The sequence below is a fragment of the Aureimonas sp. N4 genome, from assembly GCF_001463925.1.
Lineage (GTDB): Bacteria > Pseudomonadota > Alphaproteobacteria > Rhizobiales > Rhizobiaceae > Aureimonas > Aureimonas ureilytica_A.
This window is the reverse complement of the sequence record NZ_BBWS01000041.1, coordinates 1-22,514: the sequence shown is the minus strand read 5'-3', so window position 1 is coordinate 22,514 and position 22,514 is coordinate 1. Positions and strand designations below refer to the sequence as shown.

The 22,514-nt window shown below is 68.2% G+C and carries 21 protein-coding genes; 6 read left to right on the top strand and 15 right to left on the bottom strand.

Annotation, left to right across the window (positions count from 1 at the left end; translation table 11 throughout):
* The first annotated feature begins 493 nt into the window (after nt 1–493).
* Nucleotides 494–1,111 carry a ParB-like protein gene (locus tag AUL28_RS12100; protein WP_062232845.1) on the top strand — a complete coding sequence of 206 codons (618 nt, stop codon included), beginning with the start codon at nt 494–496 and terminating at the stop codon, nt 1,109–1,111.
* Complete coding sequence (locus AUL28_RS12095) at nt 1,108–3,015, top strand: potassium transporter Kup (protein ID WP_280137273.1); 1,908 nt, start codon at nt 1,108–1,110, stop codon at nt 3,013–3,015. The genes AUL28_RS12100 and AUL28_RS12095 overlap by 4 nt, the downstream gene beginning before the upstream one ends.
* A gap of 338 nt (nt 3,016–3,353) precedes the next feature.
* Here AUL28_RS12095 and AUL28_RS12085 read toward each other — a convergent pair whose 3' ends face one another.
* From AUL28_RS12085 to AUL28_RS12025, 13 genes are all read right to left on the bottom strand, one after another.
* Nucleotides 3,354–4,058: an ABC transporter ATP-binding protein gene (locus AUL28_RS12085; protein WP_062232839.1), complete on the bottom strand. Its 705-nt coding sequence runs from the start codon at nt 4,056–4,058 to the stop codon at nt 3,354–3,356.
* The gene (locus tag AUL28_RS12080) at nt 4,051–4,827 is read right to left on the bottom strand and encodes an ABC transporter ATP-binding protein (protein WP_062232834.1); all 777 of its coding nucleotides are present in this window, start codon (nt 4,825–4,827) and stop codon (nt 4,051–4,053) included. Before AUL28_RS12080 ends, AUL28_RS12085 begins: the two co-directional genes overlap by 8 nt.
* Nucleotides 4,824–5,876: a branched-chain amino acid ABC transporter permease gene (locus tag AUL28_RS12075; RefSeq protein ID WP_062232831.1), complete on the bottom strand. Its 1,053-nt coding sequence runs from the start codon at nt 5,874–5,876 to the stop codon at nt 4,824–4,826. The genes AUL28_RS12080 and AUL28_RS12075 overlap by 4 nt, the downstream gene beginning before the upstream one ends.
* Entirely contained in the window at nt 5,873–6,733 is an 861-nt protein-coding gene (locus AUL28_RS12070; protein WP_062232828.1) for a branched-chain amino acid ABC transporter permease, read from the bottom strand. The genes AUL28_RS12075 and AUL28_RS12070 overlap by 4 nt, the downstream gene beginning before the upstream one ends.
* Nucleotides 6,734–6,835: 102 nt before the next feature.
* Entirely contained in the window at nt 6,836–8,017 is a 1,182-nt protein-coding gene (locus AUL28_RS12065; RefSeq protein WP_192843451.1) for an ABC transporter substrate-binding protein, read from the bottom strand.
* An 81-nt stretch (nt 8,018–8,098) separates the two neighbouring features.
* Complete coding sequence (locus tag AUL28_RS12060) at nt 8,099–8,857, bottom strand: GntR family transcriptional regulator (RefSeq protein WP_062233017.1); 759 nt, start codon at nt 8,855–8,857, stop codon at nt 8,099–8,101.
* A 5-nt stretch (nt 8,858–8,862) separates the two neighbouring features.
* A complete protein-coding gene (locus tag AUL28_RS12055; protein WP_062232826.1) occupies nt 8,863–9,840 on the bottom strand; it encodes a PDR/VanB family oxidoreductase in 978 nt (325 codons plus the stop codon).
* A 23-nt stretch (nt 9,841–9,863) separates the two neighbouring features.
* Nucleotides 9,864–10,937: an aromatic ring-hydroxylating dioxygenase subunit alpha gene (locus AUL28_RS12050; RefSeq protein WP_062232823.1), complete on the bottom strand. Its 1,074-nt coding sequence runs from the start codon at nt 10,935–10,937 to the stop codon at nt 9,864–9,866.
* A gap of 178 nt (nt 10,938–11,115) precedes the next feature.
* Nucleotides 11,116–12,144, bottom strand: coding sequence for an alpha/beta hydrolase (locus tag AUL28_RS12045; RefSeq protein WP_062232821.1), 1,029 nt, complete (start codon nt 12,142–12,144; stop codon nt 11,116–11,118).
* A 102-nt stretch (nt 12,145–12,246) separates the two neighbouring features.
* On the bottom strand, nt 12,247–13,422 hold the full coding sequence (pobA, locus tag AUL28_RS12040; RefSeq protein WP_062232818.1) for a 4-hydroxybenzoate 3-monooxygenase: 1,176 nt from the start codon (nt 13,420–13,422) through the stop codon (nt 12,247–12,249).
* Nucleotides 13,423–13,481: 59 nt separating this feature from the next.
* The gene (locus tag AUL28_RS12035; protein WP_082640417.1) at nt 13,482–14,978 is read right to left on the bottom strand and encodes an AMP-binding protein; all 1,497 of its coding nucleotides are present in this window, start codon (nt 14,976–14,978) and stop codon (nt 13,482–13,484) included.
* A 47-nt stretch (nt 14,979–15,025) separates the two neighbouring features.
* On the bottom strand, nt 15,026–15,865 hold the full coding sequence (locus AUL28_RS12030) for a p-hydroxycinnamoyl CoA hydratase/lyase (RefSeq protein ID WP_062232814.1): 840 nt from the start codon (nt 15,863–15,865) through the stop codon (nt 15,026–15,028).
* 222 nt (nt 15,866–16,087) lie between these two features.
* Nucleotides 16,088–17,500: an aldehyde dehydrogenase gene (locus AUL28_RS12025; protein WP_062232811.1), complete on the bottom strand. Its 1,413-nt coding sequence runs from the start codon at nt 17,498–17,500 to the stop codon at nt 16,088–16,090.
* 146 nt (nt 17,501–17,646) lie between these two features.
* On the opposite strand from AUL28_RS12025, the gene AUL28_RS12020 reads away from it, so the two are divergent.
* The gene (locus AUL28_RS12020) at nt 17,647–18,099 is read left to right on the top strand and encodes a MarR family winged helix-turn-helix transcriptional regulator (RefSeq protein ID WP_062218813.1); all 453 of its coding nucleotides are present in this window, start codon (nt 17,647–17,649) and stop codon (nt 18,097–18,099) included.
* A gap of 166 nt (nt 18,100–18,265) precedes the next feature.
* Nucleotides 18,266–19,474 (top strand): 3-(3-hydroxy-phenyl)propionate transporter MhpT, encoded by a 1,209-nt coding sequence (gene mhpT, locus AUL28_RS12015; RefSeq protein ID WP_244493508.1) that lies wholly within the window; start codon nt 18,266–18,268, stop codon nt 19,472–19,474.
* 95 nt (nt 19,475–19,569) lie between these two features.
* On the opposite strand, the gene AUL28_RS12010 is transcribed toward mhpT, so the two are convergent.
* Entirely contained in the window at nt 19,570–20,424 is an 855-nt protein-coding gene (locus AUL28_RS12010; protein WP_062232786.1) for a D-amino-acid transaminase, read from the bottom strand.
* Between the two features lie 24 nt (nt 20,425–20,448).
* Nucleotides 20,449–21,222 (bottom strand): 5-oxoprolinase subunit PxpA, encoded by a 774-nt coding sequence (locus AUL28_RS12005; RefSeq protein ID WP_062233011.1) that lies wholly within the window; start codon nt 21,220–21,222, stop codon nt 20,449–20,451.
* Between the two features lie 145 nt (nt 21,223–21,367).
* Here AUL28_RS12005 and pxpB point away from each other — a divergent pair, with 145 nt between their 5' ends.
* Together pxpB and AUL28_RS11995 are read left to right on the top strand one after the other, a co-directional pair.
* Nucleotides 21,368–22,090, top strand: a complete 723-nt coding sequence (pxpB, locus tag AUL28_RS12000; RefSeq protein ID WP_062232783.1) for a 5-oxoprolinase subunit PxpB — start codon at nt 21,368–21,370, stop codon at nt 22,088–22,090.
* A partial coding sequence (locus AUL28_RS11995) for a biotin-dependent carboxyltransferase family protein (protein WP_374701415.1) occupies nt 22,087–22,514 on the top strand: 428 nt, incomplete at its 3' end. The genes pxpB and AUL28_RS11995, both read left to right, overlap by 4 nt.

The following is a 22,514-nucleotide window of genomic DNA, read 5'->3' as shown; positions in this document are numbered from 1 at the left end:
AACGTGATGCCCTCGCGATGGTTCAATGGCCAACTCAATAAATGCGTCGGTCGGAACCCGTGCCCGTTTTTGAAATCTGCGGCTCCAAGGTGAGAGGTCGGCCCGGTCCAAGCCTCCGTTCCCGCGCACCGCCTGGCGAGACGTGTCCGACATTCGTGCACTCGCCTCGTACCCTGACCCCTTCGGGAGAAGGTCGGACCCATCAGGCCCGTTCGGCATGCCGAATGGCCTCCTCGCAGTCCGGTGGCGAGCGCCGTGCATCTCATCTCCCCTTCCCAGCCGGCCTCGCGGCCACGGCATGTAGCGCCCGCGTCACAGCGGATCGATGCGCTCTGCCGCACGCGCGAAGTCGGGGCGTCCAGGGCTGGTCGGTCGGCGCGACGGCGCTACGATCATCGCCGGCGCATTCGCATGTGCCGCACGGCGGGATGGCGAACACCGGGGCGGTTCGACCCCAGACATGCAGCTCCAACCTATCAGTGAAAGGCCGTCCATGCCGACCCACGTGCCGATCGGGTTTAAGCTCGAGGATTTGCGACCGACCCAGATGACGGTCGGCTTGCGGGAGGTCGAAGCGAAGCGGCGCCACTGGCGCGATGCCGACGACACGGAGCGGACCCTTCTCCTGCGCCGCCACGTGATCCCGGCCGTGATCGGCCCCAAGCAGCGGGCCTATATCGTCGATCATCACCATTTCGCCCGCGCCCTTCTGGAGGAAGATGCCGGTCCCGTCGGCCTTTACGTCTTGGCCGATCTGTCCGATCTGCCCAAGGGCGAGTTCTGGTGCTTTCTCGACAACAGCCACTGGTGCCACGCCTACGACGCGTCGGGCACGCGGTGCGATCTCGCCGACATTCCCAAACATCTGTCCGACCTCGCGGACGATCCCTATCGCAGCCTTGTCGGCGCTCTCATCCGGCGGGGCGGCTGCGCCAAGAGCGACAAGCCGTTTTCCGAGTTTCTCTGGGCCGATCATCTGCGCAGGCGGATCGACGAAACGCTGGTCAAGCAGGATTTCGACGCGGCCGTGGAAAAGGCCCTGGCTCTGGCGCGAGCGAGGGAAGCGCGCTCACTGCCCGGATGGTGCGCGGCAGGAGGCGACGGGCTGTGAGCCGCGCAGAGGCAACGAGCACCGCGCCAGCCACACCCCGGACGGGGCCCGCTCTCAAAACGCACCTCGCCCTCGCCCTCGCCGCGCTCGGCATCGTCTATGGCGACATCGGCACCAGCCCGCTCTATGCCTTCAAGGTCGCGGTGGGGGCGGCGGGCGGCGGCGCCCATGCTGCGATCGGCATCGCATCGCTGATCATCTGGTCGCTCCTCCTGGTGGTTTCGCTCAAATATGCCCTGCTCATCATGCGCGCCGACAATCGCGGCGAAGGCGGGGTGGTGGCCATGCTGGCCCTCTTGGGCGCGCGAAGCGCGAAGCCACGCAGCCGCCAGTCGGTGCTTCTGGTGCTCGGGCTGATCGGGGCGGCGCTGCTCTATGGAGACGGCGCGATCACCCCGGCCATCTCGGTGCTCAGCGCCGTGGAAGGGCTGAAGCTCGACGCGCCCTCCCTCGCGCCCCTCGTCCTGCCGCTGACGGTCGCGATCCTGGTGGGTCTGTTTCTGGTTCAGGCAAAGGGAACGGGCTTCATCGGGCGCATCTTCGGCCCGGTCATGCTGGTCTGGTTCCTGCTGATCGCGCTTCTCGGCGTTTCCGGCATCCTGCGTCATCCCGCCGTGCTGGACGCGCTCGACCCGTTGCGGGCCGTCGGCTTCCTCCTGCACGCGCCGCCCGCCATCAGTTTCGCGGTTCTCGGATCGGTGTTTCTGGCGGTCACGGGCGGCGAGGCGATGTATGCCGATATGGGGCATTTCGGCCGGTTTCCGATCCGGCTCGCCTGGTTCGCGGTGGCGTTGCCGGCCCTGGCGCTGAACTATCTCGGGCAAGCGGCTCTGGTCGCGAGCGATCCCTCAGCCCTCGCCAACCCGTTCTACGGCCTGGCCCCCGGTTGGGCCCATTATCCGCTGGTGGCCTTTGCCACCGCCGCCACTGTGATCGCCAGTCAGGCCATCATCTCGGGCGTGTTCTCGCTCACGCAGCAATCGATCCAGCTCGGCTTCCTGCCGCGCCTGTTCATTCGGCACACGGCGGCCGATCAGGCGGGGCAGGTCTATTTGCCGCTCGCCAACTGGCTGCTGGCGGGCGGGACGCTGGCCGCCGTTCTGATCTTCCGATCCTCGGACGCGCTGGCGGGAGCCTATGGCATCGCGGTGTCGGGCCTGATGGCGATCTCGACGTTTCTGGCCGCGCTGATCGCCCTGCGCTGGGGCTACAGCCTCGTTCTGGTCGCGCTGGTGAATGGCGGCTTCTTCCTGATCGACATGGTGTTCTTCTCCTCCAACGCCGTGAAGATCCTGGAAGGGGGTTGGCTTCCGCTCCTGATCGCCGGGCTCGTCGCCTTCATCATGCTGACCTGGCGCGGCGGCGTGGTTCTGGTGGAACAGGCACGCATTCACCTGCGCGAAGAGGAGCAGGCGTTTCTCACCACGCTGGACCATGCCGTGTCCTGTCGCACCGAGGGCATCGGCGCGTTCTTGAGCGCGGCCAAAACCGGCATTCCCCTGTCGCTGACGCATCACATCCGGCACAACCGAGCGCTGCAGAAGCGCGTTCTTCTCGTGTCCGTCGGCACGCTGGAGAAGCCTCACGTGCGGGCCGACGAGCGCGCGGAGGTGACGCAGATCGGACCTGACATGCACCGCGTCATCTTGCGGTTCGGCTTCATGGAGCGTTTCGACATCCCGGCTGGCCTCCGCAGCACCGGTCTTCTGACACCGGAGGAACTGGACGGCATCAGCTATTATATCGGCCGGGAAACCGTGATCCCCGATCCAAAGCTGAACGGCATGGCGCAGTGGCGCAAGCGCCTCTTCGTCTCGATGCAGCGCAACACGGCCCCCAACGGGAGCTTCTTCTGCATTCCCTCCGCGCAGTTGGTGGAGATCGGGACCGAAGTCAGGATTTGAGGGGGACCAAGCGGTCCCCCTTCCCTTCCGAGGTTGGAGGTCGGGATGTCCTGAAACGCGTGCTCTGGATTGGGCGGAACCCTGAAAGAGCGGCATGGGCGCGCTCGGTTGGCAGGTCTTGGTCGAACTCGGGGAGAGCGTTGATGACGCCCATCGTCATGCGACCCGTCGAGCTGGCTGGATCGACACAGTCCGGCGCGCAACAGCGATCCTTCACACCCATCTCGACCGTGACCCGTACGTCCATCGGGTTTCGGCCGGGGCGATCCAGAACCGGGCGAGCGGCCCTCGCTCCCCGTTCTGTAAGGGATTAACCTCGCAACTGATCGGGCAAAGCTCTACCGCCCGACGCCCAGATGCCGCTCGAAACGGGATGTGTCGGCCAGAAAGGCGGTGCTCGTCCCTCTCTCCACGATCAGGCCGCGATCGAGCACGATGGCCTGGTCGGCGAGCTTCAGGATACGGCGGGCCTTCTGCTCCACGATGATGGCCGACAGCCCGTCCTCACGCACGATGCGGGACACCGCATGGAGAAGCTCTTCGGCGACGACCGGGGCCAGCCCCTCCAGCGGCTCATCGAGGAGAAGCAGGCTGGGATTGACCGCGAGCGCGCGCCCGACCGCCAGCATCTGCTGCTCGCCGCCCGAGAGCTGGTTGCCGAGATTGCCCCGCCGCTCGCGCAGACGCGGAAACATCGTGTAGATCCGATCGAGGTTCCAAGGGCCCGGCCGCGCGACGGCGGTCAGGTTTTCCTCGACCGTGAGCGAGCGGAAGATGTTGCGCTCCTGTGGCACCCAGCCGAGGCCGAGCGCGACGCGCGCTTCCGGCGCACGGCGCGTCACGTCCTGTCCGTTCAGATGGATGCGGCCGCCATGGCGCGTGGTGACGCCGACCAGCGTGTTGATCAGCGTCGTCTTGCCCGTGCCATTGCGCCCGAGAAGCGCCAGAACCTCGCCGGCCTCCATCTTGAAGGACAGGCCAGCCAAAACGCGCGCCTCGCCGTAGCCGGCCTCCAGCCCTTCGACGCGCAGCAACTCAGACATCCTCGCCCTCCCCGAGATAGGCCGTGCGCACGCGCGGATCGGCGGCGATCTCCGCCACCGTACCTTCGGTGAGGAGTGCGCCCGCGACCAGCACCGAGATGCGGTCGGCGAAGGAGAAGACGAGATCCATGTCATGCTCGATGAGAAGGATGGTCACGTCCGCCGGCAAGGCTTTCACGATCGCGAGAATCTCGTGACGCTCCTCTTCCGGCACGCCCGCCGCCGGCTCGTCGAGCAGGAGAACGCGCGGGCGCAGCGCCACGGCGGTGGCGATTTCGAGAAGCCGCTGGCGTCCGTAGGCGAGATCGCCCGTCCGCCGCCCGGCAACGTCCGACAGGAGGAAGCGGTCGAGGAGTTCGGCGGCCTCGCGCGTCGCCGCCGCGTCCGCGCCGAGGCGCGGCCACCATCTCCCGCCCCCGCCCCCGCCCTCTCGCTCGGAGATCGCGAGGCTCACCGTTTCGAGCGGCGTCAGATCGGCGAAGAGCTGGTTGATCTGGAAGGTGCGCGCCAGCCCGCGCCGCACGCGGCCGTCCTGGCGCAGATGGGTGATGTCCTCACCGTCCAGCCGGATCGACCCCGCGCTCGGCGAGAGGACGCCGGTGAGGAGGTTGATGAGCGTCGTCTTGCCCGCGCCGTTCGGTCCGATCAGCGCCTGGCGCGCGCCGCGCTTGAGCGACAGGGAGACGTTGCTGGTCGCCACCAGCCCGCCGAAGCGTTTCTCCAGGCCGGTCGTCTCGAGCGCGAGGGGTGGAAGGGTCGCGGCGTTCATGGCGTCCTCCGGCGAACCAGTGCGCCGAGCCGTTCGAACAGGCGGCGTGGGGCCTGCGTCAGGCGCTCGCGGCCGAAAAGGACGATAGCGACGAGGATGAAGCCGATCCAGAACTGCCAATATTGCGGCGTGATGCCCGACAGCCATTCCTGCAGCACGCGGAAGATCGCCGCGCCGATCAGCCCGCCATAGAGATAGCCGGCCCCGCCGAGAACGAGCACGAGCAGCGCGTCGGCCGAGCGATGGAGGGCGAGAACGTCGAGCGAGACGAACTGCGTCGTCTGCGCCAGAAGCGCCCCGGCGACGCCGGCATAGGCGGCGGCCAGCGTATAGACCGCGACCAGCCGGCGTCGAGGAGCCATGCCAAGGGCCGCCGCGCGCAAGGGGTTGTTGCGGATGGCGATCAGTGAAAGGCCGAAGGGCGAATGGACAACCCGCCGCGCCACGAGAAACAGCACGAAGAGGACACCGAGACTGTAGGCATAGGCGACCTGCCCCCAGAGATCGAATTCGAAGAGGCCGAGCACCGGCAGCATGGTGATGCCGAGAAGCCCATCCGCCCCGCCCGTGATCCCGGCGAAGCGGTTTGCGGCCTCGAACAGCATCAGCGCGAGGCCAAGGGTGATCATCAGACGCGTGAGGTCGGAGCCGCGAAGCACGAGGAAGCTTGTGGCAAAGCCCAGCAACCCCGAGGCCGCTCCCGCGACGAGCAGCCCCGTCACCGGCTCGCCGTAGACGTCGCGCGCGAAGAGGCCTGCCGCATAGGCGCCGAAGCCGAAAAAGGCGGCGTGGCCGAGCGAGACGATCCCGGCATAGCCGAGGATGAGATCGAGCGAGAGGGCGAAGAGCGCGAGGATCGCGATTTCGTTGAGGAGAAGAAGATAGTCCGGCGCGACGACGAGGCTGGCGGCCGCCGCCGCCCAGAAGGTGATCTCGCCGAGGCCCCAGCGGCTGCGCCGGCGCAGGAGCGTGGAGGCTGCCGAGGCTTGGCCTTGCGCGCCCGCGAGCGGCAGGGGCACGGGCGGTGCGCTGCGATCCACCGCGCTCATCGCCCACCCTCCCGCGACACGAGCCCGTAGGGCCGCCAGAGAAGAAGCGCGACGGTCACGGCATAGACGGTGAAGGCGCCGAACTCGGGCACGTAATATTTGCCCGCGACATCCGCGATGCCGAGGATCAGCGCGGCGAGAAAGGGGCCGGTCATGGAGCTTGTGCCGCCCACCGTCACCACGACGAGGAAGTAGATCATGAACTTCAGGGGAAAGGTGGGGTCGAGACCGAGGATTTCGCCACCCAGCGCGCCGCCGAGGCCCGCGAGCCCGGAGCCGACCGCGAAGGTGGCGGAGAAGACGAGATTGACGGGAATGCCGAGCCCGCGCGCCACGCGCCCGTCATCGACCGCCGCGCGCAGCCGGCTGCCGAAGCGCGTGCGCGACAGCGTCCATTGCAGCGCGATCGTCAGCGCGGCGCAGACGAGGATGATGAAGAGGCGATAGACGCCGATCTGCACGCCCCCCAGCTCGAACCGCCCGCGCAGGAAGTCCGGCAGGAGGATGATCTGCTGGCTGGAGCCCATGAGATAGTCCACCGCCGCGATCGACATGAAGATGATGCCCAGCGAAAACAGGACCTGATCGAGATGGCTCGCCCCGTAGAGCCGGCGATAGAGCGTGCGCTCCAGCACCGCGCCGATCGCCGCGCTCGCGAGAAACGCCAGCGGAAGGCACAGAAGAAAGGGCACTCCGTAGCGCTGCGTCAGCACCACCGTGACATAGCCGCCCGCCATGGCGAAGGCGCCGTGGGCGAGGTTGACGAAGTTCATCAGGCCGAGCGTCACCGACAGGCCGCAGGCGAGAATGAAGAGCAGCATCCCATAGGCGATGCCGTCGAACAGGATGGTCAGCATGGCGGCTCCGGTTGGCCGGGACAGGCGACGGGGCGGCCCCGTGCGGGCCGCTCCCTTCGGGCGAATCGGGGCGGCGCGCTTCGGCCCCGCCCGGCAAGACGCCTATTTCTTCGCGGCCTTGACCGGGTCCTTGACCGCCTCGACCTTGTCGAACTCGACGTTCCAGAGCTGGCCGTCCTGTTCCTTCACCTCGCGGAAATAGACGGTCTGGACGATGTCGCGCGTCTCGGGATCGATGGAGACGGGGCCGCGCACGCTGGTCCAGCTCAGGCCCTTCATCGCGTTCACCAGCGCCTCGCCCTTGGCGTCGCCGCCCGTCTTCTTCAGCGCCTCGTAGATCAGGGCCATGCCGTCATAGCCGCCGACGGCCATGAAATTGGGCCTCATTCCCCCGTTCGCGGCCTCGAACGCCTTCACGAAAGCCTTGTTCTCCGGCGAATCGTGCGCGGCGGAATAATGATGGGTGGTGATGGTGCCAAGCGCGGCCTTGCCCATCTTGTTCAAGAGGTCGTCGTCGGTCACGTCGCCGGTCGCGATCAGGCGGATGCCGGCCTGGGCGAGGCCGCGATCGTCGAACTGCTTCATCAGGGCCGAGCCGACGCCGGACGGCACGAAGGAGAACACGGCGTCTGGCTTCGCGTCCCGCACGCGCTGAAGGAAGGGCGCGAAGTCCGGGTTGGCGAGCGGCACGCGGATCGATTCCACGATCTGCCCGCCCGCCTTGGTGAACGTGTCGGAGAAGGCCTTCTCGGCATCGAGCCCCGGCGCGTAATCGGCGACCAGCGTCACGACCTTTTCGATCTTGTTGTCCTTGGCCCATCTGGCCAGCGGCTCCGTCACCTGCGGCAGGGTGAAGGAAGAGCGCACGATGAAGGGCGACTTCTCGGTGATGACCGAAGTGCCCGCCGCCATGACGATCATCGGCACCTTGCCTTGCGTGGCGAGCGGCGCGGCCGCCATGGCGAGCGGCGTGTGGCCGAAGCCCGCCAGAACCTGCACCTTCTCGCGCGTCACCAGCTCCTGCGCGATACGGCGCGTCTGCTCGGCATTGGCCGTGTCGTCGCGCAGGATCAGCTCGATCTTGTGGCCCGCCACCTCGTCGCCATGCTCAGCCATATAGAGTTTGGCGCCGGCCTCCACCTGCCGCCCCGTCGAGGCGAAGGGGCCGGTCATCGGCAGGATCAGCCCGACCTTCACGGCATCGGCGGCAAGCGCCGCGCCAGCCGGCAGCATCAGCGCGGCCGAGATCAGAAGCGTCTTCAGGACTTGGCGGCGTTTCATCATGATGGGTTTCCTCCCCCTTTTGTCGTCGTATCGTGGCAAGCGACCGCGCCGGGCCTCCCCGCCCTTCGCGCGCCGGTGTCGTCAGCTGTCCGGCGGCCTGAGCCGGATCAGCGAGGCCCCTTTCACGAGGCCGAGTGCCCGGCGGTTTTCCAGCGCCAGCCGCAGGTTGCGGATGGCGAGCTTGGCGTGCTCGCGCATCAGGCTTTCGGCCCGCGCGCCCTCGCGGTGCTCGATCGCCTCGATCACGGCGCGGTGCTGCTCCTGCGCCAGCGTCAGGATGGTGCGCGCCTCGGACAGCTGCGACTGCGCCATGACGAAGGCCGAGGGCGAGGCGAAGGGAATGGCGGTCGCCCGCTCCATCTGGCGGGCGAGCGTCGGCGACTGCGCGAGGTCCAGAAGCAGCGCATGGAAGCGCGCGTTCAGCGGCACGTAGTCCTGGAACCCGTCGCCGGGCAGCCGATCCTCCGCCATCAGCGCGTCGATCTCGGCCAGACACGCGCGCGCTTGCGTCAGAAGCTCGGGCGACGCGCCCCGCTCGGCGGCGAGCCGCGCGCCTGTGCCTTCCAGGACGCCGCGAATTTCGATCGCGTCGAGAATGTCGCCTTCGGTGAAGGCGCGCACGGCGTAGCCGCCGGTCGGCAGCGCGTCGAGAAGCCCCTCCTCCTCCAGCCGCATCAGCGCGGCGCGGATGGGCGTCCGCGACAGGCCGATACGTTTGGCCATGGACGGCTCGGAGATGCGCTCGCCCGGTTGCAGCGCGCCCTCCAGCACCGCCTCGCGCAACGCGAGGAGCGCGCGCACGGTCTGCGACAGCGACGGCTCGGCTCCTTCGTCGGGCAGGGCGCTCATTCGAAGCGGTCGGGCGTGTCGAGGACGATGTCGCCTCGCACCACGCGGGAGACGCAGGTGCAGAGCTTGGCGTTGCCGGCCTTCTCCTCGTCGGAGAAGAACACGTCGCGATGATCGACCTCGCCCTCCACCGACACGATGTCGAGCGCGCAGATGCCGCATTCGCCGCGCCGGCAATCGTGGATCATCTCGACGCCCGCCGCCTCCAGCGCCTCCAGCATGGTGCGGTCGCGCGGCACCTCGATGACGCGCCCAAGGCGCGGGATCGTGATGCGGAAGGGCTCGGCGGCGTGAGCGCCGCTATTGCCGAAGGTCTCGAAGCGCAGTTCCTCTGGCGGGCGCCCGGCGCGCACCCAGGCCCGGCGCGCGGCCTCCAGCATTCCGATCGGCCCGCAGACATAGGCCTCGCCGCCGGGCGGAAGAGCCGCAAAGGCCGCGTCGAAATCGATGCGCTGCCCTTCGCTGTCAAGATAAAGCTCCAGCCGCTCGCCGATCGCCTCGCGCAACTCGTCCGCCAAGACAGCGTGCGCCCGGCTGCGCGCGGCGTAGAGCAGGCGGAACGCTGCGCCCTTGCGCTGAAGCGCGTGCGCCATGGAGACGAGCGGCGTGATGCCGATGCCCCCGGCCAGAAGCAGATAGGCGGGCCGGGCGGGCGACAGGGAAAAATGGTTGTGCGGGCCGCTGACGAGAAGGTGCGCGCCCGCCTCCAGCGCACCCATGTGGCGCGACCCGCCCCGGCTGTCCGGCAGACGCTTGACGGCGATGCGCCAGACGCCGTCCTCGCAGGGGCCGACCACCGAATAGGAGCGCCGGTCGGGGCGCCCTGCGATCTCCAGCGAAAAGCGCAGATGACTGCCCGGCGAGGGCGGCACGAAGCGCCCCGGCGGCGGCTCGATCTCCAGCATCCGCACGTCGGGCGAAAGGTCCCGCGCGGCACGCACCCGCGCGCGCATCCAGTCGTCGATCTCGGCCATGAGCCCTGCCCTCCCCGACCCGGCTATTCCGCCGCTTCCGCCGCCAGCGGTTCGAGCGGCCGCTCGGCCTGCACCATCCGGTCGATCAGCCGGTGCGCCCAGAGCGAGCCCATGTCGATGTTGAGATTGTAGAAGGGGGTGCGCGGATTGTTGTCGATCGCCGCCTGCTGCGCTTCCAGAACGAACACGTCCTGATCGTAGAGGCCGGTGCGCTCCGGATTGGCATGGGCGACGTTGATGCGCTGCGTCAGTGCCTCGTCGTCGGTCGCGAAGCTGCGCACGAAATTCCAGAAATAGTGGCAGGAGCCGTCGGTCTCGGGCGTGATGGCGGCGAGGAAGAAGCCGTTGACGCCTTGCGAGCGGTCGCCCTCCGGCGCGCCGGTGCCGATGGGCGCGACGCCGACATCCCCCGCGACGATCGAGGGCGCTTCGAAGTGGATGATCTGCCAGCGGTCGACAAGACCCGGCTTGCCGAGATTGCGCGCCCAGAAGGGCGGCGGCTCGATGCCCTTCATCCAGCGCGTGACCACCGCCTTGCGGTCGGTATGGGTCACGTCGAAGGGCGTCTGCGTCACATGCTCGTCGCCGATCGAGCCCGCATGGACATAGGTCTCGTGCGTGAGGTCGAGGAGATTGTCGATGATGAGGCGGTAGTTCGCCTTGAGCCCGTAATAGGTGCCGCCCTCGCCCACCCAGTCGGTGCCGTCGTTCCAGTGGAAGTCGGGCATCAAGGCGGGGTCGGCAAGCGCCGGGTCGCCCGGCCAGACCCAGAGGAGACGGTGGCGTTCGACCACGGGATAGCTGCGCACGCGCGCCGAAGGATTGATGGTGCGCTGGGCGGGCATGTGGGTGCAGCGCCCCGTGCCGTCGAAGGCGAGGCCGTGATAGCCGCAGATCACCGTGTCTCCGTCCAGACGCCCGAGCGACAGCGGCAGGAGCCGGTGCCAGCAGGCATCCTCCAGCGCGGCGACCGTCCCGTCCTCCTTGCGGTAGAGGACCATGTCGCGATTGCAGATCTTGCGCGGCGACAGCGCTCGGCCGACCTCGTGGCCCCAAGCGGCCGCATACCAGGCGTTGAGCGGAAAGGCGGCGTTCATTCCCATCACATCCTCCCAGAACGATGGAACACGACCTGTATACAGATCGGGCAGGCAGTCGGCAAGAACAGTTCTAATCAACCCGAAAATTCAGCTGGAACTGTGCGATGTCAAATGGGTTCGCGGCGGCCTGTATACAGCGAAGGCGACGGCCGGGACGCCCCACCCGCCGCGGGGCTCAGAGGCGCGACGACGCGCCCGACTGATCCGCCGCGCCCTTGATCGGCTCGCCCAGCGTCTTCTTGAACCAAGCCGTCACACGGTCGATCAGCGCGGGCTGATACCAGGGGAGATCGCCATGCGCGGCACCCTCGACGAGCACGTAATCCACCGGGTTGCCGCGCGCGCGCAGCGCTTCGAAGAGCTGTTGGCTCTGGATGGGCGAGACGAGCGTGTCGGCGCTGCCGTGCATCAGGAGCATCGGCGGCTTCTTCCCGTCGAGATGGCCCATCGCCCCCGCCGCCAGCGCCTTGGCCGGGTCGCTGGTCACCGGAGCGCCCGGGAATGTGTTGAAGGCCGGGCCGTTGACGAGAAGGGCTTCGGTGACGGCGGGCGAGGCGTGCACCTTATCCCGCTCGGGCGGAAAGCCCTCGCCGATATTGCGCACGTCCGAGATGCCATAGAGCGAAACGGCGGCCTGCACGTCGGACGGCTGATCGAGGAAATCGCCCGTGTCATAGGCTGTCTCGCCGCCGGTCGTCGCCAGAAGCTCCGCCAGCCAGCCGCCGGCGGAATCGCCGAGGACGCCGATCCGCTGGGGGTCGATGCCATAGTCCGCCGCATGGGCTCTGAGGTAGCGCACCGCCGCCTTGCCGTCTTCCAAGGGCGCGGGGAAGACGTTCGGCACCACGCGATATTCGGCCGCCGCCACGACGAAGCCGGCCTCGGCCAGCGCCGAGCGCATTTCGAAGAACTTCTCGTAATCGGCCGTCGTGAAGCCGCCGCCGGGCACATAGAGGATGGCGGGCTTCAGGTCGGGGGTGCGCGGCACGAGCAGGGTCATGCGCATCGCCCGGTTGGCGCGCATCGTGCGCACCTGCGAATAGACGATGCCGCCGATCTCGTCGATCTGCGGACGATCGCCCGTGACGCGGATCACCTCCGCGCCATCGGCATAGCCGGGCAAGGCGGTGTCGGCGGACGCGGCCAGCGCGGGGTTTGCGGCAAGTCCCAAGCTCAAAGTCATCAGGAAGTGGATCACCTTCATGGTCGCTTGCCTTTCTGGATCGATCGGGGCCGGGCGCGGCCTATTCGCGAGAGGGCGAGCGGGTTTCGATACCCGGTTGAACCCACGAACTGGCGCGCGGGTTCAGATGAGCGGCAGGCCGACATAGTTTTCGGCGAACGCCGCCTGCGCGCGGGGAGAGGTGCGGAGATAGTCGAGTTCTGCCAGCTGCATCCGTCGCTCGAAGGCGCCCGTCTGCGGGAAACGGTGGGTGAGCGAGGTGAACCACCAGGAGAAGCGCTCGGCCTTCCAGACGCGCGCCAGCGCCCGCGCCGAATAGGCGTCGATCCCCGCCACCGAGCGCTCGGCGTAATACTCCGCCAGCGCCTCGCCCAGCATCGAAACGTCCGACACCGCGAGATTGAGCCCCTTGGCGCCTGTCGGCGGGACGATATGGGCGGCGTCTCCCGCCAGGAACAGGCGGCCGTGGCGCATGGGCTCGGCGACATAGCTGCGCAGCGGCGCGATGCTCTTCTCGAAGGACGGCCCGCGCTGGAGCCGCGCGCCGAGGCTCGGGCCGAGACGCAGCGCCAGCTCGTCCCAGATCCGTTCGTCCGGCCAATCCTCCAGCCGCTGGTCCATGTCGCATTGGATGTAGTAGCGGCTGCGGGTCATGGAGCGCATGGAGGCCAGCGCGAAGCCGCGCTCGTGGCTGGCATAGACCAGTTCCTCGGCCACCGGCGGGCGCTCGGTCAGGATGCCGAGCCAGCCGAACGGATAGACGCGTTCGAAATGGCGCAGGATGTCGGCCGGGATGGCCGCGCGGCAGACGCCGTGAAACCCGTCGCAGCCGACCACGAAGTCGCAATCGAGGCGATGCTCGCCGGCCGGCGTGCGGCAGGTGACGGCGGGCCTGTCCGTTTCGATATCGTGGAGGCGCACCTCATCCGCCTCAAACAGGATCGTGAGCCCCCGCGCCTCGGCCGCCTCGAAGAGATCGTGCGTCACCTCCTGCTGGCCATAGACCGTGACGCAGGAACCGCCGGAAGCCGCTTCGAGGTCGATGCGGAAATCCTCGCCGTCGCTGGAGAGGTGCGTGCCGGAATGGCGCAGCCCCTCCCGGCGCAGCCTCTCATCCAATCCGAGCTTGGTGAGGCAGTCCACCGTGCCCTGTTCGAGGACGCCGGCGCGCACCCGCCCCTCCACATAGGCGCGGGTCTGGCGCTCGATCACGACGGCCTCGATGCCGCTGGCATGGAGGAGATGGGCGAGAATGAGACCGGCGGGGCCGGCTCCGACGATGGCGACTTGTGTGCGCATGGTGTCTCCCAACGGGCTGCGGCGGCGCGGTGCGTCTTCGGGCGGGTTCGGCGCGCCGGTCAGGGCATGAGGCTCTCGCGAAGCCGGTTCTTGCGGATTTTGCCCGTCGCGGTGCGGGGCAGCGCGTCCACGATCTGGAACGTCTTGGGCACTTTGAAGCGAGCGAGCCGTGCTTCGCAATGGGCGCGCAGCTCGCTTTCGCCTCCCTCGAAGCCAGGCTCCAGGATGACGAAGGCGTGGCCGACCTCGCCCCATCTGGTGTCCGGCACGCCGAGCACGGCGGCGGCCGACACGCCAGGATGCTCGGTAAGCGCGAACTCGACCTCGGCGGGATAGACGTTCTCGCCGCCCGAGATGAACATGTCCTTGCGTCGGTCGACGATCGTGACGAACCCGTCCGCGTCGCGCACCGCGATGTCGCCGGTGCGCAGCCAGCCGTCCGGCGTGAAGGCGCTCGCGCGCTCAGTTGGCCGGTTCCAGTAGCCCGGCGTCACGTGCGGTCCCTTGACGAGGATTTCCCCGGCCGTGCCGTCCGGTGCGTCCCGCCCTCCGGCATCGACGATGCGGATGGCGGTCGCCGGACCCGCCTGCCCGACCGTCCCGGCATGGGCCGAGATCAGCGCGGGGTCGAGCGGCATTCCGAGGATCGTGCCGGCCTCGGTCATGCCGTAGCCGTCCACCATCGCGACGCCCCGGTCCAGCCACCATCGAATGTTGGCGGGCGGATTCGGCCCCCCGCCCGTGAAGAGCGCCTTGAGCGACCAGTTCTCCGGGGCGAATCCGTCAGCCCCACGCAGCGCCGCCGCCATTTGGGGGACGCAGAAGTAATGCGTGATCCCCAGCGCGCGATCGGCAAGCCTTGCATTGGTGGTGGCGGGGTCGAAGCCCGGCGAGACCAGCACCGTGCCGCCCTGAAGGAGCGGCGGCCAAAATGAGGTGACGAGCCCAATCACGTGGAACATCGGGGACTCGGCGAGGAACACCGAGTCCGACGTGACATGGCCGAGCACGCCAAAATTGACGCCGGTGAAGAACAGCGTCTGCGGCGTCAGAATGACGCCCTTGGGCGTGCCCGACGTGCCGGACGTGTAGAGGATAACACAGGGCTCGCCGGCATCGCGCGCCGGGCCTCGCCCAGCCGGCTCCGCCGCCTCGCACCGCGCAGTGAAGGCGCCGACCTCCAGAACCCCAGCGCCCTTCGGCGGGGTGAAACCCACGGCCGCCCGGTCTGTGAGGATCAGCGCCGGGGTGCAGTCGGCGAGGATCGCGTCGAGCTCGGCGGGGGCGAGACGCCAGTTCAGCGGCGTGAAGATGATGCCGGAGCGCAGACACGCCTTGAACGCGATGGCGAGATCGGCCGAGTTGCGGGCGATGGCGGCGAGCCGGTCGCCCGGCCGCAGGCCGAGCGCGTCCAGCACGCCGCAAGCCTTCCCAATCGCCTCGTCCAAAGCCCGATAGGTCCAGCGCCGCCCGGTCGCCAGATCGACCAGGGCGGTCTTCTCCGGGCGCGCCTGCGCGTGCAGGCCCACCGGATCGGGGGCAATCCAGTCTTGCATGATTTGGGTTCTCCCTCCCAGTCGAACCGACGAAGAGCGAACCGTCGTCAGCCCTGACTCTTGGTCTTGTCGTAGGCGCCCAGACCCGGCTTGTAGGCCTTCTCGTCGATGAACTGGCGGATGCCTTCCTTGCGGCCTTCATTGTCGAAGGAATTGGCCGCCTCCTGAGCGCGCACGAGGTAATCCTCGGCTTCGTCATAGGCCATGATCCCGACGCGGCGCACGGCGTCCTTGGTGGCTTTCAGTGCGACCGGGTTCTTGGCGAGCAGCACCTTGGCCACCTCCGTCACCCGGTCCTTCAGGCGCTCCAGCGGCAGGCTCTCGTTGACGAGGCCCCAGGCGGCAGCCTTCTGCCCGTCGATCGGCTCGCCCAGCATCGCGTGGTACATGGCCTGCCGGAAGGGCATGAGTTCCACGGCGACCTTGGTGGCCCCGCCGCCCGGCAGGATGCCCCAGTTGATCTCCGACAGGCCGAACTTCGCCTCGTCGGCGGCGAAGGCGAGGTCGCAGGCGAAGAGCGGGCCGTAACCGCCGCCGAAGCACCAGCCATTGACCATGGCGATGGTCGGCTTCTGATACCAACGCAGCCGCCGCCACCAGCCATAGCTCTCGCGCTGGCTCTGGCGCACGCCGGCCAGACCCTTCGCCTCCGTCTCGCGGAAATATTCCTTGAGGTCCATGCCGGCAGTGAAGGCGCTGCCCTCTCCGGTAAGGACGAGGACGCCGACATCCTCGCGGAACTCCAGCTCATCCAGCACCTCCATCATGCGCCGATTGAGCGCCGGGCTCATGGCGTTGCGCTTCTCGGGCCGGTTGAAGCGCACCCAGGCGATGCCATCCGTGATGTCGGCGGTGACGATGTCGGCGGTGTTCACGGTCTCGCTCATGAGCGTCGTGTCCTTCGTGAATGTCGGAATTTCGGAAGAGTGCGCGCGGGGCAGCCTAGAGACTGTTTCGGAAGTTCCCGGCGGAGGATCGGCGCGGGATTTTCGGTTCAGGCCAAGGCGCCAAACGCAGTCGATGCTAGGTCAGCATCGGCTGACATTGGCAACGAGGGCCGGGACGAAAAGAACCGTCGAGCCGACCCGGCGGACTTTCGAAACAGTCTCCTAGATCGGGAAGTGGCCGGGCTCGGTTTCCACCGTGATCCAGCGCAGCTCGGTGAACTCGGCGATGCCGGCTCGGCCGCCGAAGCGTCCGTAGCCCGACGCCCCGGTGCCGCCGAAGGGCATCTGCGCCTCGTCATGCACCGTCGCACCGTTCACATGGCAGATGCCGGAGCGGATCTGCCGCGCGACACGCAAGCCGCGCGCGGCGTCGCGCGTGAAGACGGAGGCCGAGAGACCGTATTCGCTGTCATTGGCGATGCGGATCGCGTCCGCCTCGTCCCGCGCGCGGATCACCGCGACCACCGGGCCGAAGCTTTCCTCGGAATAGAGGCGCATATCTGACGTGACGCCCGTCACGACATGGGCGGGCACGAGCACGCCCTCCGCCTCCCCGGCCGCGACAACTCGCGCGCCCTTAGACACGGCGTCATCGACCAGCGCTTTCAGCTTCTCGGCCGTCTTCACGTCCACCACCGCGCCGAGCGGCGTTGCGCCCTTTCGCGGATCGCCCGCCGCGAGCGTTCGCACCTTGGCGGTGAACTTCTCGACAAAGGCGTCGGCCACGGCATCGACCACGATGAGCCGCTCGGTCGACATGCAAATCTGGCCCTGGTTGAAGAAGGCGCCGAAGGCGGCGGCCTTCACCGCTTCATCGAGGTCGGCATCTTCGAGAACCAGAAGCGGGGCCTTGCCGCCGAGTTCGAGCACGCAGGGCTTGAGGTTCTGAGCGGCCCGCACAGCCACGATGCGCCCGACAGCGGTGGAGCCGGTGAAGTTGACGCGGCGCACGGCCGGATGGTCGATCAGCGCGCCGACGACCTCGCTCGCATCCTCGGGCGCGTTGGTGACGAGCTGCACCAGCCCGTCCGGCAGGCCGGCCTCGGCCAGCGCCTCGACGATCAGCCCATGCGTGCGCGGGCACAGCTCGCTCGCCTTGAACACCACGGCGTTGCCGCAGGCGAGCGGGGTCGCGAGCGCCCGGACGCCCAGGATCACCGGCGCGTTCCAGGGCGCGATGCCGAGCACCACGCCCGCCGGCTCGCGGATGGCCATGGCGAGACATCCCGGCTTGTCGGACGGGATGACTTCGCCCGAAACCTGCGTGGTCAGCGAGGCGGCCTCGCGCAGCATGGAGGCGGCGAGCATCACGTTGAAGCGCGCCCAGTCCTCCGTCGCGCCGATCTCGGCCATCATGGCGGCCACGAAGGCGTCGCCCTTGGCGGCGAGCGAGTCGGCGGCCTTCAGGAGCGCGGCGCGGCGGGCATTCGGCCCGAGCGCGGCCCAAGCGGGCAGGGCCTTGGTGGCCATATCGACGGCGGCCCGCGCCTCGTCCGGCGTCTGCGCGCGCGCTTGGCTCGCGACCTCGCCGCTCATCGGATTCATCCGGCGAAACAGGTTTCCGGTGGCACTCATCTGGTCTCCTCCCCAGACATCCGAGGCTCTCGGGGAGATCTCGGATATTGCTATCTGAAATAGCGATTGACTGCTATATTTCATAACGGTATTGATCTGGCAAGAGGTTGTGGCGGCCGATTTCGAAAATCGGAGCGGGAGCGGGAATGGGAACGAAGGCCGGCAAGATCGATCTGATGGCGCGTCCCGTGCTGGACGATCTTCTCGGCTATCACCTGCGCCGCGCCTCGATCCTGGATCTGGCGGGCTTTGCAGAGGCGCTGGGCGACGAGATCAAGCCGGTCTCCTTCACGGTGCTCTGCCTGATCGAGGAGACACCGGGCATCACGGCCGCCGAGATCGGGCGTCAGGCGCGGCTTCAGCGGGCCAATCTCGCGCCCATGCTGGCGGAATTCGACGGGCGCGGCTTGATCGAACGGCGCGCCGATGCCGAGGACCAGCGCATCCAGCGCCTGCATCTCAGCCCTTTGGGTGCTCGGGCCGTGGCCGACTGGCGCGAGCGCGCACTCGCACAGGAAGAGCGCACGTTCGGCGCGCTGACATCGAAGGAGCGCGAGACGCTTCGCGGACTCCTGTCGCGCATCTGGAAAGACGTCTGACGCGAGCGGGCGCGGCCTGACGAGGCCGAGACGCCCAGCCGTCTGAGAAAACGGTTCACGAGGCTCCAGCCCGCCGATGGAGGCGGCATTCGCTTGGGAGCGATGCCGGGAGCGGGCCGAGCGAATGCATGACAGCCGCACAAGCGGCCTCTGGGAGGAGACGATCATGACCACAGCCACTCATGCCCGTGGAGGGACGCGCGCGCTCACGCTCGTGTTTCTCGCCGCGATCATCGAAGGCTTCGACCTTCAGGCCGCGGGGGTCGCCGCGCCCAAGCTCGTGCCCGCCTTCCGGCTGGTGCCCGACCAGATGGGGCTGTTCTTTTCGGCCGCGACCTTCGGCCTCGTCTTCGGCGCGCTCGGCGGCGGGGTGATCGCCGATCGCTGGGGGCGGCGCACCGGCCTTGCGCTGTCGCTTGCCGTGTTCGGCCTGTTCTCGATCGGCACTGCCTTTGCCGGCACGTTCGAGCATCTCGTTCTCATGCGCTTCCTGACGGGCGTCGGCCTCGGCGGCGCGCTGCCCAATCTCATCGCCATCGCGGCGGAATCCGTCTCGCCCGAGCGGCGCGGCCGGGCCGTCGCCTTCATGTATGCCGGCGTGCCGCTGGGCGGAGCGCTGGCGAGCCTCGTCGCGATGATGGGCCTGCATGACGATTGGCGGTCGATCTTCGTGGTCGGCGGCATCCTGCCGCTTCTTCTGATCGCACCGCTCCTGACATGGATGGCGCCGTTCCGCGTGACGCAGACCGGCAAAGGCTCGGCCCGCCGCCGCGACGTGCTTCTGGGCAGCGGCGCGCTGGCTCAGACGCTGCTGCTCTGGACCGCCTTCTTCTTCGGCCTCGTGGTCGTCTATCTCCTCCTCAACTGGCTGCCGCAAATCCTCGTCTCGCTCGGTTTTACCAGGGACACGGCCTCGCTGGTCCAGATCGTCTTCAATATCGGCGGGTCCCTGGGCGCGATCCTCGGCGGCCGCTTCCTCGACAGCCGACGGCCCGCCCTTTCGGCCGCCCTCTGCTTCGGCGGGCTGATGCTGGCGATCGCGCTTCTCGCCATGGTCCCGGCAGGCAATGTCGCGGCGGCGCTTCTCACCGGGGCGTTTGTGGGTGCGACGCTGATCGGCGTGCAGGCGCTGCTCTACGGCATCGCGCCGCAATGCTACCCGCTCGAAGTGCGCGGCGTCGGCGTCGGACTGGCCGTCTCGGTCGGGCGCTTCGGGTCGATCGCCGGCCCGCTCTTTGCCGGCTGGCTGCTGGCGAGCGGCATGGGCCCGCAGCAACTCCTCTATGCGTTGCTGCCGATCGCCGCGCTCTGCGGAGCAACGACCGTCGCCCTCATCCTCAGCCGAAACAAAGTCCCGAGCGCCATCCGGGCCTGAGCCGGGGATCGATCATCTCGGCCTCTGCCGGTCGACGCTCCGAAGCGCGCAAGCGCGGCGAGGATCGGCCGGCCGAATTCACGGCCAGCGTGAATTCAAAGGGCCGTCGCCAGCCGATCCGCGATGTAGAGGTCCCTCAGCCGGGCGGCTATCGGACCGGGGCGGCCGGAGCCGATCAGCGCTTCGTCGATCGACACGACGGGCATGGCGAAATTCGTGGCGGAGGTGATGAAGGCCTCGGCCGCCTCCTTGGCCTCGGCCACGGTGAAGGGCCGCTCGTCCACCGCGATCCCTTCGGCGCGGGCAAGGTCGAGGATGCTGGCTCGGGTGATCCCGTGCAGGATCGCGTTCGACAGGGGCCGCGTGACGAGGACGCCGTTCTTCGTGACGATATGGGCGGTCGCCGCGCTGCCCTCGGTGACGAACCCGTCCTCGACGAGCCAGGCGTCGTCCGCCCCTCGCCGCATCGCCTCCATCTTGGCCATGGAAGGATAGAGGAGCTGGACGGTCTTGATGTCGCGGCGCTCCCAACGCCAGTCCGGCACCGTGGCGATCGACAGGCCCGTTTTCGTGCGCGGATTGTCGAGGACGGGCTTGGCCTGCGTGAACAAAACGAGCGTCGGTTCGGCGCCCTTGGGAAAGGCGAAATCCCGGTCGGCCACGCCGCGCGAGACCTGGAGATAGATTAGCCCTTCGTCGAGCGCGTTGCGCCGGACGATCTCGCGATGGACGGCGAGGAGCGCCTCCTGCGACAAGGGACAGGGAATGGCGAGTTCCCCCAGCGAGCGGCGCAACCGCGCGCCGTGGCCGGCATAGTCGATCAGCTTGCCGCCAATCACCGCCGTCACCTCGTAGATCGCATCGGCGAAGAGAAAGCCGCGATCGAAGACGGAAACCTTGGCCTTGGTTTCGGGCAGCCATTCGCCGTTGAGGTAGACCGTGCGTGTCATGATGATCTCCGGGAAGCGCGGGCGTCAGCGGCGCGGGGCGGCGAAGGGGGCGAAGGACAGGCCGTGAGCCGCGAGCGCGGCGCGAAGCGCGCGCGCGGTGCCGACCGCGCCCGGCGTGTCGCCATGAATGCAGATCGTGTCGGCCTCGACGGGCAGACGCTCGCCGCCGAGCGTCGGTATGAAGCCGCCCTCGACCATGGCGAGAACCTGATCGACGCTGCGTTCGACCTCATGGATCACCGCCCCCTCGCGCTGGCGCGAGGTGAGCATGCCGGTCTCGTCATAGGTGCGGTCGGCATAGACCTCGCAGGCCGTGCGCAGGCCCGCCTTCCGCGCGGCCTCCATGGTTTTGGAGTAAGGCAGGGTGACGAAGACGAGATCGGGATCTATCGCCATGATCGCGCGCACGCAGAGCGCTGCGAGCTCGGCGTCTTCGGCGGCCATGTTGCCGAGCGCCCCGTGCGTCTTGACGTGGGTCATCGGCCAGGACAAGGCCGCCGCCATGCCCTGCATGGCGGCAATCTGATAGACGATCTGCGCCTCTAGATCCTCTGGTCGCTCGCCCGCGATGCGCCGGCGTCCGAACCCGTAGAGGTCCATGAAGGAGGGATGGGCACCGACCGAAACGCCCCGCGCCTTGGCGGACAGGATGGTTCGACGCATCACCGACGGATCGCCCGCATGGAAGCCGCAGGCGACGTTGGCGCTGGTCACGAGGTCGAGCATCGCCTCGTCGTCGCCGATCGTCCATGCGCCGAAGCTCTCGCCCATGTCGCAGTTGAGATCGATCGTGCGCATATCCCAGCCCTGCCCCATCGCCGCGTCCGAAGCTTGCGGCCCAGCATCCTTGCCTCCGACATACGATTGGTATACTGAAAGAGCAAGGGCCGGACTTGGCCCATGGCGGTGGCCGACGGCCGATCAGGGAGACGACGCTCGCGGCATGCCCCACCGATTTCCACGCATCCTGGCCTGCGGCGACAGCGCCCTGTCAGTGGAACTCTCGGACACGATCGACGAGGGCGTCAACGCGCGCGTCATCGCGTTGGCCGACAGCCTGGCCGTCGATCCGATCGCGGGTGTCGAGGACGTCGTTCCGACCTATCGCGCGCTTCTCGTCCACTACGATCCGGCGGTGCGACGTGGCGGGGATCTCGCGCCTCTTCTGTTGGATCGCCTCGAAAGGCTCACGGCCGCCCCTAATGGAGGGCGGCAGTTCGAGGTGCCCGTGGTCTACGGTGGCTCTGCCGGGGTGGACCTCGACGATCTCGCCGCGATGAAGGGCATGACGACGGACGCGCTGATCGCCCTGCACGCCAGATCGCACTACCGCGTGCACATGATCGGCTTCGCCCCGGGTTTCGCTTATCTCGGGGGGCTGCCGGAGGCGTTGCACACGCCGCGTCTGTCGGTGCCGCGCCAGCGCGTCGAGGCCGGCTCGATCGGCATTGGCGGGCGGCAGGCCAGCGTGAATTCCGTCGCCGGCCCGAGTGGCTGGCGCTTCATCGGCCGCACGCCGCTGCGCCTCTTCGACCCCGCCCGCCCGGAGCCCTGCCTCTTGCGGGCGGGCGATCGCGTCCGCTTCCGCCCCGTCGGGCCGGACGAGGGCGCGGCGTTGGAGCGGGCCGTGGCGAAGGGTGAGCCGATCGCCGGAGTGCCGCTGTGAGCGCGCTCGACATCCTGCAGGTCGGGCCGATGGCTTCGGTTCAGGACCTCGGCCGCAAGGGTTGGCTCCAGGCCGGCGTCTCGGGCGCGGGGCCGATGGACCCGCCGAGCTTTCGCATCGCCAACGCGCTCGTCGGCAACGAGCCGAACGCCGCAGGGCTGGAATTCGCCGGGATCGGTGGACGGTTCCAGGTCTCCGGCCCCGTGCGCTTCGCGGTGACGGGCGGCGACATGGACATCCGCAGGGGCGAGGAACGGCTCCACGCCTGGGAAAGCCACGACCTGCATCCCGGCGACGTCCTGACCATCGGAGCCTTGCGCGGCTGCGTCTGGGGCTATCTCGCCCTGTCGGGCGGTATCGACGTTCCCCCCGTCATGGGCTCGCGATCGACCCATCTTCGCAGCGGCATCGGCGGTCACGACGG